The sequence below is a fragment of the Rahnella rivi genome, assembly GCF_019049655.1.
GTDB classification, from domain to species: Bacteria; Pseudomonadota; Gammaproteobacteria; order Enterobacterales; family Enterobacteriaceae; genus Rahnella; species Rahnella rivi.
In genome coordinates this window covers 192,922-208,102 of the sequence record NZ_JAFMOX010000064.1, presented here as the reverse complement: position 1 = coordinate 208,102, position 15,181 = coordinate 192,922, and the positions used below count along the sequence as shown (strand labels likewise).

The following is a 15,181-nucleotide window of genomic DNA, read 5'->3' as shown; positions in this document are numbered from 1 at the left end:
TGTATGCAAAAACCTGTCGGGCTTACTGGGGTAAGATAGCGGGTTCATTCTGGGCAGACGAAGCACAGAGCTCTGCTTTCCATTCACCGCAGCGAGTAAGGCACAGGGATGCGATTTACGACCAGACTTTCAGCACTGATTTCGATGTTAGTTGCGCTGGCAATGTTGCTCATGTTGTTGGGCGTGACCTTCAGTTTCATTTATCTCAACAAGCAAAATACCGAACAACATCTTCAGGCGCTGGTCACGACTTATGATCAGGCGTTGCTGAGACAGTCTCCGGAGCAGGCCGAGCGCTGGCTGCCGCAGGCCATGCGTATGCTGGATGTGACTGATATTGAAGTGAAACTCAATAATTCCACCGTCTATGAATACCACGAGCGCCCTGATTTACATCGGTCGTGGGACAGCGCAATGCCAGAATACAACACCGCCATTTACCCCCTCATGCAGCATACGGATATGACGCTGTACGTCTCTTATATCGATCCGGTCAGCAGTTATATCCGCTCAATGCGCTCAACGCTGACAATCAGCGTCGCCATCCTGATCATGCTGGGCATGTTGTTGCTCAGTTTCCGCTGGCTGCGTCAGGAAACCGACGGCGTCGAAAAACTCGAAGACCGTGCGGTGCGGATTTTACGTGGCGAACGTGAAGGGCTGACCAGCCACCTGGGCGAGTGGCCGCACTCCGCCAGCAGCGCAATTAATCTTCTGCTGACCGATCTGAACGAGGCCCGCGAACAGCGCAGCCGCGTCGATACTCTGATCCGCGCCTACGCCCAGCAGGATTCACAAACCGGCCTCAGTAACCGGTTATTTTTTGATAATCAGCTGGCGACTCATCTGGAAGAAGAGGGGGCGCACGGCGTGATTATGATGCTGCGCCTGCCTGATTTTGACCTGATGCGCGAAACCCACGGACAGACGATGGTGGATGAGTTCCGCTCTGCCATGGTGAATCTGCTTTCAACCTTTGTAATGCGGCATGTTGATGCGTTACTGGCGCGCTATTTCCACAGCGATTTTGCCGTGCTGTTGCCACACCGGACGCTGAAAGAGGCAGAGGTGATGGCGGCACAGCTGGTTAACGCGCTGGGTGTTCTCCCTGCGTCCTCGCAAATTGATCGCGACGCCCTGATGTACATCGGCATCAGCGCGTATCGCTTCGGGCAGACGCCCGATCAGGTGATGGATATGGTGCAGCAGGCGACGCGACACGCTGCGTTTCAGGGCAGCAACAGCTGGTTTATTTACGACAACAATGTGCCGGAGAAAGGGCGTGGAAGCGTGCGCTGGCGAACATTGCTCGAAAATACGCTGGCGCGCGGTGGCCCGCGCTTATACCAAAAACCCGCTTTTAGCCGGGAGGGCAAACTCGATCATCGTGAAATACAGCGGCGTGTGTTTGATGGCGAGCATGAGTTGCTGGCCGCGGAGTTTATCCCGCTGGTGGTGCAATTCGGGCTTTCGCAGAGCTACGATCGCATTATGATAAGTCAGATTATTCCGTTACTTAACCGCTGGCCGGATGAAACGTTGGCATTTCACGTGACGGTTGATTCATTATTACAGCGCTCTTTTGTAGGCTGGCTGCGCGATACGCTGCTGCAGTGCGAAAGAAAACACCGAAATCGGATTTTGATTGAACTTGCAGAGGCAGATCTCTGTCAACATACCGATCGCCTGCGTCCCGCGATTCGTTTATTGCAGGGTTTAGGATGTCGTCTGGCGGTTACACAGGCCGGACTGACGGTCGTCAGTACCTCTTATCTCAAGACCTTCCCGGTCGAAAGAGTCAAGCTTCACCCGGGGCTGGTGCGCGACATTGATAAAAGGATTGAAAATCAGCTTTTTGTACAAAGCCTGCTGAGTGCATGTGAAGGCACTCAGGCACTGGTCTTTGCCTCTGGCGTGCGAACAAAAGAGGAGTGGTCGATCCTGCTGAGCAAGGGGATCCACGGCGGCCAGGGTGATTTTTTTGCCGTACCGGAGCAGGTTGAACCAGCCGGTAAAAAATATTCACACAACAGCGACGTTTAAGTGACCGTAAAGGGATTATTTAACGTAGAATGACCCAGCTTTCGACCGACTCCCTTGCCTGGCATACGGTGCTTATCATCTGGCCGCGGGTTGACGGAGATTCACGGTGAAAGTGTAAGAATTTATGTGCGGTGTTGCTACTTCGCCTGGGTATCTGCCCGAGGTAAACCGAGCCTGCGATACAGAATTATATCGCAGTGCCATCAGCCTCAAAAAGTAACAGCAAGTAAATGGCGACATCGCGGACAATTTTCACGTAAGCAGGACGTTTTTGCGCCTTGTCGCTGCTTCGCGTGGTTGGTAAAGTAGGCGGATTTTATTTTCCGCCCCCAGCTAGCAGGATTATCCTTTCGTTATGTTTAAGAAATTTCGTGGCATGTTTTCCAACGACTTGTCCATCGACCTGGGTACCGCCAATACCCTTATCTATGTAAAAGGACAAGGCATCGTGCTGAATGAGCCATCAGTTGTGGCTATTCGTCAGGATCGTGCTGGTTCACCTAAAAGTGTTGCTGCTGTAGGGCACGACGCTAAACAGATGCTGGGTCGTACTCCCGGCAATATCGCAGCGATTCGTCCAATGAAAGACGGCGTTATTGCCGACTTCTTCGTGACTGAGAAAATGCTGCAACACTTCATTAAGCAAGTTCACAGCAACAGCTTCATGCGCCCAAGTCCGCGCGTGCTGGTTTGTGTGCCGGTCGGCGCAACGCAAGTTGAACGCCGTGCTATTCGTGAATCCGCACAAGGTGCTGGTGCGCGTGAAGTGTTCCTGATTGAAGAACCGATGGCTGCGGCGATCGGCGCAGGCCTGCCTGTTTCTGAAGCGACCGGCTCAATGGTTGTGGATATCGGCGGTGGTACCACCGAAGTGGCGGTTATCTCCCTGAACGGCGTCGTGTATTCCTCTTCTGTACGTATCGGTGGTGACCGCTTCGATGAAGCTATCATTAACTACGTACGTCGTAACTACGGTTCCCTGATTGGTGAAGCGACGGCGGAACGCATTAAACACAGCATCGGCTCGGCGTATCCGGGTGATGAAGTGCACGAAATCGAAGTGCGTGGCCGTAACCTGGCAGAAGGAGTTCCGCGTGGATTCACGCTGAACTCCAACGAAATCCTGGAAGCGTTGCAAGAGCCGCTGACCGGTATCGTGAGTGCGGTGATGGTTGCGCTGGAACAGTGTCCGCCAGAACTGGCTTCCGACATCTCCGAGCGTGGCATGGTGCTGACCGGCGGTGGCGCATTACTGCGTAACCTCGATCGTCTGCTGATGGAAGAAACCGGTATTCCGGTGGTTGTCGCAGAAGATCCGCTGACCTGCGTTGCTCGCGGCGGCGGTAAAGCATTAGAAATGATCGACATGCACGGCGGCGACTTATTCAGCGAAGAGTAATCTCAGCGACGATTTATTTGATGACGGAATGACGGATTTCTTCCTTTATTCCTCTCAAAAAGTGGTCTGCCGGGAAGGTGGTTGTCCGTCAGGTAAAACCTGCAACGTGAAGTGTGCAGTGTTCAATGTGGATCCGCGCAAACACTGGCTGAGCGTCAAAGCTCTGCCGGTGTTTTGGCTATCCCATGAGATTGCCACCTTTTCTCTCAGGGGAAGTTCTGACTTCGACTGACTGAAACCTTCTGTTGCCGAGGAACTCGCATATTTTATGAAGCCAATTTTTAGCAGGGGTCCTTCCCTGCAACTGCGACTTTTTTTGGCTATTCTTACGGCCATTATCCTGATTGTTGCCGACAGTAAAATAGGTACGTTTGTTAAAATCCGCACCTATATGGATACTGCCGTCAGTCCCTTCTATTTCTTGTCAAATGCCCCGCGTGAATTCTTAGATCAGGTTTCCTCGACGTTTGCGACGCGCGGCCAGCTTGAACTGGAAAACCGTGCTTTGCGTCAGGAATTGTTGCTGAAAAACAGCGATCTGATGCTGCTTGGCCAATACAAACAAGAGAATGCCCGTCTGCGTGAACTGCTGGGTTCGCCGTTGCGTCAGGACGAGCACAAAATGGTGACGCAGGTTCTGTCCACCAGCAATGATCCTTACAGCGATCAGGTGGTGATCGACAAAGGCAGCAACAATGGCGTGTATATCGGGCAGCCGGTCATCAGCGATAAAGGCGTTGTCGGCCAGGTCGTTGCCGTTGCCGCACTGACCAGCCGCGTTCTGCTGATTTGTGACGCTTCCCATGCGTTGCCGATTCAGGTGCTGCGCAATGACATCCGCGTCATTGCTGCGGGCAGCGGTTGTGCTGACGATCTGCAACTTGAACATCTGCCAAGCAATACCGACATTCGTGTTGGCGACGTGCTGGTGACGTCGGGTCTGGGCGGTCGTTTCCCGGAAGGCTATCCGGTTGGCGTCGTGTCTTCGGTTAAAGTCGATAATCAGCGCGCGTATACCGTCATTCAGGCGCGCCCGACGGCAGGTCTGCAACGTCTGCGTTATCTGCTGTTGTTATGGGGTTCTGATCGCAACGGCGAGCATCCGTTACCGCCTGATGAAGTTCATCGCGTCGCCAATGAACGCCTGATGCAAATGATGCCTCAGGTATTGCCACCACCGGGTGATATGGGTCCTCCGGCGCCGCTTCCGGCACCTGCAACAGGCACTGTGACCACACCAGTCAGCACCACGCCTGCGCAGGGAGCACGGCAATGAACAGTTACCGGAGCCACGGACGCTGGATTATTTGGCTATCCTTTGTCATAGCCATGTTGTTGCAGGTCATGCCGTGGCCTGAACAAATCTATATGTTCCGGCCCTCCTGGCTGTTGCTGATCCTGATCTACTGGGTGATGGCTTTACCGCATCGCGTCAACGTTGGCACCGGTTTTATTGTCGGTTTCATCATGGATTTGATCCTCGGTTCCACGCTGGGCATTCGTGCGCTGGCGTTTGCCATCACCGCCTATGTGGTCGCGTTCAAATTCCAGTTGTTCCGCAATCTGGCACTCTGGCAGCAAGCGCTGATTGTCATGGTGCTGTCGCTGGCGGTGGACGTCATGGTGTTCTGGGGACAATTTATGGTGGTCAACGTGTCGTTCCGCCCCGAAGTTTTCTGGAGCAGTGTGGTTGACGGCATTTTGTGGCCGTGGCTGTTCCTGCTGATGCGCAAAATTCGCCGTCAGTTTGCTGTTCAATGAGGATGTTATGACCGCACTTTATCTCGCTTCCGGTTCGCCACGCCGTCGTGAATTGCTGGCCTTACTGGATCTGCCCTTTGAGCGTCTGATCACCGACGTAGCGGAAGAACGCCAGCAGGATGAGGCACCCGACGCTTACGTTTTGCGTCTGGCGAAAGATAAAGCGCGGGCCGGTGTGGCGGTTGCAGATGAGGATCTTCCTGTTCTGGGCGCCGACACCATTGTGGTTCTCGACGGTAAAGTGTTGGAAAAGCCGCGCGACGAATCGCAAGCCGCTGTTATGCTTACTGCATTGTCTGGCAGACAACATCAGGTGATGACCGCCGTCGCTTTTGCTGACCGGCGTGATTGCCTCAGTACGTTGGTTGTGACCGATGTCACCTTCCGTTCACTATCCGCCGATGACATTGCACACTATATTCTGAGCGGTGAGCCCATGGATAAAGCGGGCGCTTACGGTATTCAGGGAAAGGGCGGTTGTTTCGTCCGTGAAATTCGCGGCAGTTACTATGCAGTCGTGGGGCTTCCTCTGGTGGAAACCCAGGAACTGCTCAATGAATTTGCTGCCTTACGCGAGCTTAGGAGAAAACATGACAGCTGAATTACTGGTCAATGTCACCCCGTCCGAGACACGCGTGGCCTACATCGACGGTGGCATTCTGCAGGAAATCCATATTGAGCGCGAAACCAAGCGCGGGATTGCCGGCAATATTTATAAAGGACGTATCAGCCGCGTTTTGCCTGGAATGCAGGCGGCTTTTGTTGATATCGGCCTTGAAAAAGCAGCGTTTTTACACGCTTCAGACATCATGCCGCATACCGAATGCGTTGCCCGTGATGAGCAGAAAAATTTCAATGTGCGTGACATCGCAGAGCTGGTGCATCAGGGCCAGGATCTGATGGTGCAGGTGGTGAAAGATCCCCTCGGCACCAAAGGCGCACGTCTGACTACCGACATCACGTTGCCCTCGCGTTATCTGGTGTTTATGCCCGGAGCATCGCACGTTGGCGTCTCACAACGTATAGAAAGCGAAGCGGAACGCGATCGTCTCAAGCGCATCGTCTCTGAATATTGTGACGAGCATGGCGGCTACATTATCCGTACGGCAGCCGAAGGCGTGGGCGAAGAAGAACTTAAGCAGGATGCGGCTTATCTCAAGCGCCTGTGGACGAAGGTGATGGAGCGCAAACGTCGCAACAAAACCAAATACAAGCTGTATGGCGAACTGGCGCTGGCGCACCGTGTCCTGCGTGATTTTGCCGGGGAAGCGCTGGATCGTATTCGTGTCGATTCCCGCCTGACCTATGAATTGCTGGTCGAATTCACCAGCGAATACATGCCGGAAATGACCAGCAAGCTGGAACATTACAACGGCAAGCAGCCTATTTTCGATCTGTTCGATGTGGAAAATGAGATCCAGCGCGCCCTCGAGCGCAAGGTGGAACTTAAGTCTGGCGGCTACCTGATTATCGATCAGACTGAAGCCATGACGACGGTGGATATCAACACCGGCGCGTTTGTTGGCCATCGCAATCTGGAAGACACCATTTTCAACACCAATACCGAAGCGACACAGGCGATAGCCCGTCAGCTGCGGTTACGTAATCTGGGCGGCATTATCATCATCGACTTTATTGATATGTCGAATGAGGATCACCGCCGTCGCGTGTTGCACAGCCTTGAGCAGGCGTTGTCGAAAGACCGTGTGAAAACCGGTATTCACGGCTTCTCCGCGCTGGGACTGGTGGAAATGACCCGCAAACGCACCCGCGAAAGCGTCGAGCATGTTCTGTGCAGCGATTGTCCGACCTGTCATGCGCGCGGCACGGTGAAAACCGTCGAAACGGTTTGCTATGAAATATTGCGTGAAATCGTGCGCGTGCATCATGCGTATGATTCCGACCGCTTCCTGGTCTACGCCTCTGCGGCAGTGGGCGAAGCGCTGAAGGGCGAGGAATCCCATGCACTGGCTGAAGTCGAAATTTTCGTCGGCAAACAGGTCAAAGTGCAGGTGGAGCCGCTCTACAGTCAGGAGCAGTTCGACGTCGTGATGATGTGATCTGAGCCAACGTGCCACACGCATCAAGAAGTTACAGGTTTCCATTGCCGACTGTACGGGAGCGAACCCGCATGGAATGGAAAACAAGGAGAGAAGTTTGAGGCGACTGCCCGGTATTTTATTAACCACCAGCGCAACCCTTGTCGTGATAGTGGCTTTGGTGATCAGTGGCTTACGTCTGGCGTTGCCTCAGTTGAGCCGTTTCCAGACCCAGCTGGTCGCGAAAGTCGAATCTGCGACGGGCGTGCCGATCGAACTGTCACAGATCAGTGCCAGCTGGAAAACCTTTGGCCCGATCATGGAGGTCCGGGGCCTTCAGGTGACGTTGCCGGATTCCACCCTGAAGGTTCAGCGCATCACCCTGGCGCTGGATGTCTGGCAGTCGATGCTGCATCTGCGCTGGCAGTTCCGCGATCTCACTTTCTACAACATGCAGTTGGATCTGAACAGCACGCTGGGCGGAGACAACAATCAGGGCAATGGCCTCAAGCCAAACCGCATCAGCGATATTTTCCTTAAGCAGGTCGATCACTTCGATTTGCGCGACAGCCGTATTTCCTTCCTGACACCGTCCGGCCCGCGCGCCGAATTCGACATCCCGCAACTGACCTGGCTCAACACCCATAATCGCCACCGTGCGGAAGGCCAGCTGAGTCTGTCGAGTTTCAACGGTCAGCATGGCGTGGTGCAGGTGCGGATGGATCTCAATGATTCCAACGGGTTGCTCAACAACGGCAAGATTTACCTGCAAGCTGATGATATCGATATGAAGCCGTGGTTCAGCCGCTGGCTGCGCAGCAACACCGGCCTTGAGAGTGCCAATTTCAGTCTGGCGGCCTGGCTTACCGTGCGTAACGGCGATGTGTACGCCGGTGATGCGCTGCTGAAAACCGGTTCTGCAACCTGGAAAACTGGCGATGACCAACATCGTCTCGACGTGGATAACCTGACGCTGCACGGCAATCGTCAGGGGAATGGCTGGCAGCTTGGTACGAAGCAACTGAACATCAAAACGGACGGCGTGGCCTGGCCAAAAGGCACTCTGGACGCGTTGTACCTGCCGGAAAACAACGAATTCCTGGGTCCCTCGCAGGGCGAAGAGTTGCGTATCCGGGGTACCCATTTGCAACTGGAACGCCTTGGTCCGGTGATACCGACCTTCTCATTCCTGACGCCTGCTGTGCTTGAACGCTGGCAGGATCTGAAACCGTCGGGCAAGGTCGACAGCCTGGCGCTGGATATTCCTCTCAAACAACCCGAGCACACCCGCTTTATTGCTAACTGGCACGATGTCAGCTGGCAGCGTTGGGAATTATTGCCGGGCATCAATCATTTCAATGGCAGCCTGAAAGGCAGCGTCGCCGGCGGCCAGCTCAACGTCAAATTACAAGACAGCCAGTTGCCTTATGGTGAGATGTTCCGCGCGCCGCTGAACGTCAGTGCCGCAACCGGCTCATTCAACTGGACCAACGATAAAGACGGCTGGGCATTGTCCGGTAAAGACGTGGATGTCAAAGCAGACGCGCTGTGGGCGAAGGGCGACTTCCACTATAACCAGCCTGCGAACGGCGAGCCGTGGCTGAATATTCTGGCCGGTATCCGCCTGTACGACGCCGGTCAGGCGTGGCGTTACTTCCCCGAAAAGCTGATGGGCAAACATCTGGTGGATTATCTCACCGGTGCGATCCAGGCCGGGCAGGTGGATAACGCCACGCTGACCTTCAACGGCAATCCGCATCACTTCCCGTTCAAAAATAACGAAGGGCAGTTCCAGGTGTGGGTGCCGTTGCGCCACTCGACCTTCCAGTTCCAGCCTGAATGGCCCGCGCTGACCGATCTGGACATCGATCTCGATTTTCTGAACGACGGTTTGTTCATGAAAGCCGCGCACACAAAATTGGGCAACGTAGATGGCAACAACGTAGTCGCCAATATCCCGGATTACCTGAAAGAAAAGCTGTTTGTCGATTCTGATCTGCGCGGTTCCGGCAAAGATATCGGTGATTATTTCATGAACACGCCGCTGCACGACACGCTCGGCAGCGCTTTGCAGGAGCTGCAGATTAGCGGCGAAGTGAATGGTCGCTTACATCTGGATATTCCGCTCGACGGCGAACTGGTTCGTGCCACCGGTGGCGTGACGCTCAAAGATAACAGCCTGCTGATCAAACCGCTGGAAAGCACCATCAGCCACCTCAGCGGGCAGTTCAGTTACGACAATGGAAATCTGCAAAGCAACAGAATGACCGGCAACTGGTTCGGGCAACCGATCAACGTGATGTTCAGTACGCAGGAGCTGGCAGACGACTTTAAGATTCAGGTGGGACTGGATGCGAACTGGCAGTTGTCGAAGTTGCCAGGGTTGCCTGCGGTGGCCGCCAGCAAAATTTCCGGCGGTACGCCGTGGAAGGCTGACGTCAATATTGCCCTGCCGCACAAAGGCACGCCGAATTATACCGTTGATGTGAATGCCGATCTGAAAGATGTAAGCAGTCACTTACCGGATCCTCTCGCTAAGAAAGCTGGCCATTCGTTGCCGTTGCTGGTGAAGGTGAAAGGCGATTTGCACAGCTTCAATCTTGAAGGCGTGCTGGCCGGGAAAGATCATTTCAACAGCCGCTGGCTGCTGGGTAAACAGCTCAAACTGGACCGCGCCTCCTGGCAGGCGAACACCAAAAAAACACCGGCGTTGCCGCAAGACAGCAGCCTGACGCTTAACCTTCCGGCGCTGGACGGCGAAAGCTGGCTCGGACTCTTGTCGCCGGAGAAAGCGACGCAGGGCAGCGGCAGCAGTAAAATGGCCGGCTTCAGCTTCCCGCATGAAATTATCCTCACCACGCCGGCGCTGACGCTGGGCGGCCAGGTGTGGAATGACCTGACGCTGCGATCAACGCAGGGGCATCAGGGGCTGGCGATTGCCGCCAAAGGCAAGGAGATCGACGGCACGCTGAACATGAATGACACCGGCCCGTGGCTGGCAAACCTGCGCTACCTGTATTTCAATCCGCAATGGACGGTGGCAGACGTGTCGGAGAGCGGTAAACCGGCGTCGAACCCAACGGGCAATGACAAAATTTCCTTCGCCAGCTGGCCTGCGGTGCAACTGCGCTGCGAAGCCTGCTGGTTCCTCGGCCAGAATTTCCGCAAGGTGAACGCCGATGTGACCCCGCAGGGCGATCAGTTAATGCTGCGCAACGGCCTGATCGACACCGGTGTTGCACGACTGGACGTACAGGGCGACTGGAAACAGAACGATCAGGGCGAGAATACCGGCCTGAAAGGTAAACTGAGTGGTAAAAATATCGATCAGGCGATGTCATTCTTCGGTGTCACCACACCGCTGAAAGGTGCGCCTTTTGATGTGAATTTTGACCTGCACTGGAAATCTGTCCCCTGGAAACCGGATGTCAGCACGCTCAACGGCACGCTGAAAAACGAGCTCGGTAAAGGTGAAATCGCCGACGTTGGCGGTGGTCGCGCCGGGCAGTTACTGCGTCTGGTCAGCTTCGATGCGTTGCTGCGTAAGTTGCGCCTCGATTTCAGCGACACCTTCGGTCAGGGCTTCTATTTTGACTCGATCAAATCGACCGCCTGGATAAAAGACGGCACGCTGCATACCGATGATCTGCTGGTTGACGGCCTGGCGGCGGATATCGCCATCACCGGTAAGGTCAACTTTGTGAGTCAGAAACTGGATTTGGAAGCGGTCATCGCGCCGGAAATTTCAGCCACCGTCGGCGTGGCAACGGCGTTTGTGATAAACCCTGTGGTGGGCGTGGCCGTGTTTGCAGCCAGTAAAGTGCTGGCACCGCTGTGGAATAAAATTTCGCTGATCCGCTATCAGATCACCGGCACCATCGCGGAGCCGCGTATCAATGAAATTCTGCGTAAACCCGTCACCGCGCCGAAGGCTGCTGCCGCGCAGTAATCCCATTCAGGATGGCGGCAGGCAACCTTGTCCGGGCTGTGTTAGGCTGTTAATAACCTTGTAACAATGGATTGTCCGGCGCACTGAGCGACGCATTACGCTTGAGTCCGCCGGATTTTCGTCTAAAAGAGAGTGAACATCTATGAGTCTGGCCTTAGTCAGTGAGCAGTTACTAACTGCCAATAATCTGAGTCATCAGGATCTGTTTTCCGTTTTGGGCCAGTTGTCAGAACGTCGCCTCGATTACGCCGATCTCTTTTTCCAGTCCAGCTTCCATGAAGCCTGGGTAATCGAAGACAGCATCATCAAAGACGGTTCTTACAATATCGATCAGGGCGTGGGCGTGCGTGCCATCAGCGGCGAGAAGACCGGTTTCGCTTATGCCGACCAGATCACCCTCAATGCCTTAAATCAAAGCGCCACCGCTGCGCGCAGCATTGTCCGCGAACAGGGCAATGGCAAAACGCGCACGCTGGGCGAAGTGGCCTACCCGCCCCTGTACTCCGCGCTGGATCCGCTGCAAAGCCTGCCGCGTGAAGCGAAAATTGAGCTTTTGCATCGCGTGGACAAAATCGCCCGCGCTGCGGATAAACGTGTGCAGGAAGTCAGCGCCAGCATTACCGGTGTGTATGAAACGGTGCTGGTGGCCGCCACTGACGGTACGCTGGCGGCAGATATCCGTCCGCTGGTTCGCCTGTCCGTGAGCGTGCTGGTCGAGCAGGATGGCCGCCGTGAACGCGGCTCCAGCGGCGGCGGTGCGCGCGTCGGTTATGATTATTTCCTCGAAACGGTTAACGGTGAAGTGCGCGCCGAAGCGTTCGCGCGTGACGCAGTGCGTATGGCATTGCTCAATCTGACTGCTGTCGCCGCCCCTGCGGGTGGGATGCCGGTGGTTCTGGGCGCAGGCTGGCCGGGCGTGCTGTTGCACGAAGCGGTCGGACACGGCCTGGAAGGTGATTTCAACCGTCGCGGAACGTCCGTCTTTAGCGGTCAGATGGGTAAACTGGTGGCGTCCGAACTGTGTACCGTCGTCGATGACGGTACTATGCACGGCCTGCGCGGTTCACTGGCGATTGACGATGAAGGCGTGCCGGGCCAGTACAACGTGTTGATCGAAAACGGTGTGCTGAAAGGTTACATGCAGGACAAACTGAATGCGCGCCTGATGGGCGTAGCGCCGACCGGTAATGGCCGTCGTGAGTCATATGCGCACCTGCCGATGCCACGCATGACCAACACTTACATGTTGGCGGGCAAATCTACGCCGGAAGAGATTATCAGCAGCGTCGAATACGGCCTGTATGCACCGAACTTCGGCGGCGGTCAGGTGGATATCACGTCCGGCAAGTTCGTGTTCTCAACGTCCGAAGCGTATCTGATTGAAAACGGTCGCATCACCAAACCGGTGAAAGGCGCGACGCTGATCGGGTCGGGTATCGAAGCGATGCAGCAGATTTCCATGGTAGGTAACGATCTGGCGCTCGATAAAGGCGTCGGTGTGTGTGGCAAAGAAGGCCAGAGCCTGCCGGTCGGGGTCGGTCAGCCAACCCTGAAACTGGATAATCTGACGGTGGGCGGTACCGCTTAAGTTTTGTTTTAGCCTCCCCTGATCAGGGGAGGTTTACTCCCACGTCGTTCCCTTTTTCCCCTGCCTGTAGCCCTGATACACCTTACTGACCTGTTTGAAGTAATCCGTCAGATAGTTAATGCATACCTGCACTTTCAGCGGCAGTTTGTCTTTTTCGGTATACAGCGCGTAAACCGGGCGAGGATCGGACTGGTAGCTGCGGAACAAAATCTCCACTTCCCCTGCATTGATTTCTTCGATGATCCACATCAGCGGCACATAAGCGATACCCACCCCGGCTTTCAGCCAGCGGATCATCGTTTGCGAATCATTGGTGACGAAACGCCCCTGCGGATTGATCCGGGTGGTAATGCCCTCGGGCGCGATCAGTTCAAACTCGCTGTCGGGGCGCACGCTGTATTCCAGCCATGAGAAATTCACCATATCTGCCGGTTTTTCCGGCGTGCCGTGCTGGGCCAGATAGCTGCGCGCGGCACACACGACCATCGGCATCGAGCCGAGTTTTGTGGAGAACAGGCTGGAATCCTGCAACGCCCCGACGCGGATCACCAGGTCTAAGCCGTCGGCGATCAGATCCGGCGCCGGAATGCCGGTGACCAGATTCACGGTCAGGCCGGGATATTCACTGAGCATCTCGGCAGTCATGGCAGCAAGAACATTTTGTGCCATTGTCGATGAGCTGCCGATGCGCAACGTGCCGGTGGGTGTGTTGTTGAAGGCGTATAATTGCTCATGCACTTCGCGCACGTCTTGCAGCATTTTCCGGCAGCCCTGATAGTAAATCTTTCCGGCTTCAGTCAGGCCAATGCTGCGTGTGCTTCGGTTTAGCAATTTGATTTGTAAGTCATTTTCAAGTTTTGAAATCGTCTGGCTGATGGCGGAAACGCTCATGTCGAGACGTCGTGCCGCCGCGGTAAATGAGCCGCTTTCAACCACCTGGGCGAAAATTGACATACGCTTTAATCGGTCCATTGTTAATCCTGGCTTAAAAGTGATTTAGATCACCTAACGTTGATCACTTGATAATAAGCAGGCTAATATACTCTCCCGGGCGATAACCCTCAGGTCGCATTTTCCTGACGGCTTACCTTCGCACACTTCCCTGGCAACCCCACAGTTTTCGTCGTCACTTCCCGTGAAGATTTATCTCCGGGTTTGTGAGCTGTTGCCTAAAATAATGAATAATGTGTGCGCGGGGCTCACCACACCTTTCTCTGGTCATACTGCCCGTCGTCATAATGTAAGGAATTTTTGATGAGTTTGCTTCCGGTAATGGTGATTTTCGGATTGTCGTTTCCCCCGGTGTTTTTTGAAATACTGCTGGCGCTGGTCGTGTTTTTCCTGCTGCGACGCGTCTTGCAGCCCACCGGGATCTACGACTTTGTCTGGCACCCGGCGTTGTTCAACACAGCATTGTATTGCTGTCTTTTCTACCTGATCTCCTGCATGTTCGTCTGAGGGCGTTGTGAAAAATTTCTCTATAAAAATAATACGTTATGCAATTACGCTGATCCTTGTCGTTCTGGCTGTCATCGCTATTTTCAAAGCCTGGGCGTTCTACACGGAATCACCGTGGACCCGTGATGCCAAATTTACCGCCGACGTCGTCTCTATCGCGCCCGACGTAACCGGCCTGATTACCGATGTCCCGATCACGGACAACCAGCTGGTGAAGAAGGGGCAAATTCTGTTCAAAATCGACCAGCCGCGTTATCAGCAGGCGCTGGACGAAGCGAGCGCTGACGTGGCTTATTATCAGGCACTGGCCGGCGAGAAAAGACGCGAAGCCGGACGCCGCGTGAAACTGGGCGTGCAGGCGATGTCGCAGGAAGAGATAGACCAGGCGAATAACGTTCTGCAAACCGCCCAGCATCAGCTGGCGAAGGCTCAGGCAGCACGTGATCTGGCGGTGCTCGATTTACAGCGCACCGTGGTGGTGGCTCCGGCAGACGGCTGGGTGACTAACCTTACCGTGCATCCGGGGAACTACATTAACCGTGGTTCTACAGCCGTGGCGTTAGTGAAGAAAAACTCCTTCTACATTCTGGCTTATCTGGAAGAAACCAAACTGTCCGGCCTGAGCAAGGGCGATCGCGTGGAAATTACGCCGCTCGGCAGCAACCGCATCATGCACGGCAGGGTCGACAGCGTGGCAGCAGCGGTCACCAACAGCTCTTCTTCTGCGGCGACTAACGGTCTGGCGACCATCGACAGTAATCTCGAATGGGTGCGTCTGGCGCAGCGCGTACCGGTGAAAATCGTGCTTGATGATGCCGACCAGCAACATCCGTACCCGGCCGGGACAACGGCGACCGTTGTGATCACCGGCAGCCACGACCGTCAGCAGAATGAAGGTTCTCCGTTCCGCCGTCTGTTACATCGCCTGAGAGAGTTTGGCTAAG

General features: G+C 54.9%; 11 protein-coding genes. 10 read left to right on the top strand and 1 reads right to left on the bottom strand.

Features of this window, described 5'->3' with window-relative positions:
• Positions 1 to 108: 108 nt before the first annotated feature.
• The 8 genes from csrD (at position 109) to tldD (ending at position 12,779) form a co-directional block, all read left to right on the top strand.
• A complete protein-coding gene (gene csrD, locus J1779_RS18725; protein WP_217204480.1) occupies positions 109 to 2,043 on the top strand; it encodes an RNase E specificity factor CsrD in 1,935 nt (644 codons plus the stop codon).
• A gap of 355 nt (positions 2,044 to 2,398) precedes the next feature.
• Positions 2,399 to 3,442 (top strand): rod shape-determining protein MreB, encoded by a 1,044-nt coding sequence (gene mreB, locus J1779_RS18720; protein ID WP_013577291.1) that lies wholly within the window; start codon positions 2,399 to 2,401, stop codon positions 3,440 to 3,442.
• Between the two features lie 268 nt (positions 3,443 to 3,710).
• A complete protein-coding gene (gene mreC / locus J1779_RS18715) occupies positions 3,711 to 4,718 on the top strand; it encodes a rod shape-determining protein MreC (RefSeq protein WP_056776182.1) in 1,008 nt (335 codons plus the stop codon).
• Positions 4,715 to 5,203, top strand: coding sequence for a rod shape-determining protein MreD (gene mreD / locus J1779_RS18710; RefSeq protein WP_056776185.1), 489 nt, complete (start codon positions 4,715 to 4,717; stop codon positions 5,201 to 5,203). Before mreC ends, mreD begins: the two co-directional genes overlap by 4 nt.
• A gap of 7 nt (positions 5,204 to 5,210) precedes the next feature.
• Positions 5,211 to 5,804, top strand: coding sequence for a Maf family protein (locus tag J1779_RS18705; RefSeq protein ID WP_122094480.1), 594 nt, complete (start codon positions 5,211 to 5,213; stop codon positions 5,802 to 5,804).
• The gene (gene rng / locus J1779_RS18700) at positions 5,794 to 7,263 is read left to right on the top strand and encodes a ribonuclease G (protein WP_056776189.1); all 1,470 of its coding nucleotides are present in this window, start codon (positions 5,794 to 5,796) and stop codon (positions 7,261 to 7,263) included. Before J1779_RS18705 ends, rng begins: the two co-directional genes overlap by 11 nt.
• A gap of 97 nt (positions 7,264 to 7,360) precedes the next feature.
• Positions 7,361 to 11,191, top strand: coding sequence for an AsmA2 domain-containing protein YhdP (gene yhdP / locus J1779_RS18695; RefSeq protein ID WP_217204479.1), 3,831 nt, complete (start codon positions 7,361 to 7,363; stop codon positions 11,189 to 11,191).
• A gap of 142 nt (positions 11,192 to 11,333) precedes the next feature.
• A complete protein-coding gene (gene tldD, locus J1779_RS18690; protein ID WP_056776193.1) occupies positions 11,334 to 12,779 on the top strand; it encodes a metalloprotease TldD in 1,446 nt (481 codons plus the stop codon).
• 33 nt (positions 12,780 to 12,812) lie between these two features.
• Here the strand turns inward: tldD and aaeR are convergent, their stop codons facing one another.
• The gene (gene aaeR, locus J1779_RS18685) at positions 12,813 to 13,751 is read right to left on the bottom strand and encodes an HTH-type transcriptional activator AaeR (protein WP_217204478.1); all 939 of its coding nucleotides are present in this window, start codon (positions 13,749 to 13,751) and stop codon (positions 12,813 to 12,815) included.
• A 282-nt stretch (positions 13,752 to 14,033) separates the two neighbouring features.
• On the opposite strand from aaeR, the gene aaeX reads away from it, so the two are divergent.
• Both aaeX and aaeA read left to right on the top strand, forming a co-directional pair.
• Entirely contained in the window at positions 14,034 to 14,237 is a 204-nt protein-coding gene (gene aaeX, locus J1779_RS18680; protein WP_015698919.1) for a p-hydroxybenzoic acid efflux pump operon protein AaeX, read from the top strand.
• A gap of 7 nt (positions 14,238 to 14,244) precedes the next feature.
• Positions 14,245 to 15,180, top strand: a complete 936-nt coding sequence (gene aaeA / locus J1779_RS18675) for a p-hydroxybenzoic acid efflux pump subunit AaeA (protein WP_136376853.1) — start codon at positions 14,245 to 14,247, stop codon at positions 15,178 to 15,180.
• Position 15,181 lies beyond the last annotated feature (1 nt).

What these genes read in the sequence shown, in the direction of transcription:
- csrD (WP_217204480.1), top strand. Translation starts at nt 109, where the DNA reads ATGCGATTTACGACCAGACTTTCAGCACTGATTTCGATGTTAGTTGCG.
- mreB (WP_013577291.1), top strand. Translation starts at nt 2,399, where the DNA reads ATGTTTAAGAAATTTCGTGGCATGTTTTCCAACGACTTGTCCATCGAC.
- mreC (WP_056776182.1), top strand. Translation starts at nt 3,711, where the DNA reads ATGAAGCCAATTTTTAGCAGGGGTCCTTCCCTGCAACTGCGACTTTTT.
- mreD (WP_056776185.1), top strand. Translation starts at nt 4,715, where the DNA reads ATGAACAGTTACCGGAGCCACGGACGCTGGATTATTTGGCTATCCTTT.
- J1779_RS18705 (WP_122094480.1), top strand. Translation starts at nt 5,211, where the DNA reads ATGACCGCACTTTATCTCGCTTCCGGTTCGCCACGCCGTCGTGAATTG.
- rng (WP_056776189.1), top strand. Translation starts at nt 5,794, where the DNA reads ATGACAGCTGAATTACTGGTCAATGTCACCCCGTCCGAGACACGCGTG.
- tldD (WP_056776193.1), top strand. Translation starts at nt 11,334, where the DNA reads ATGAGTCTGGCCTTAGTCAGTGAGCAGTTACTAACTGCCAATAATCTG.
- aaeR (WP_217204478.1), bottom strand. Translation starts at nt 13,751, where the DNA reads ATGGACCGATTAAAGCGTATGTCAATTTTCGCCCAGGTGGTTGAAAGC.
- aaeX (WP_015698919.1), top strand. Translation starts at nt 14,034, where the DNA reads ATGAGTTTGCTTCCGGTAATGGTGATTTTCGGATTGTCGTTTCCCCCG.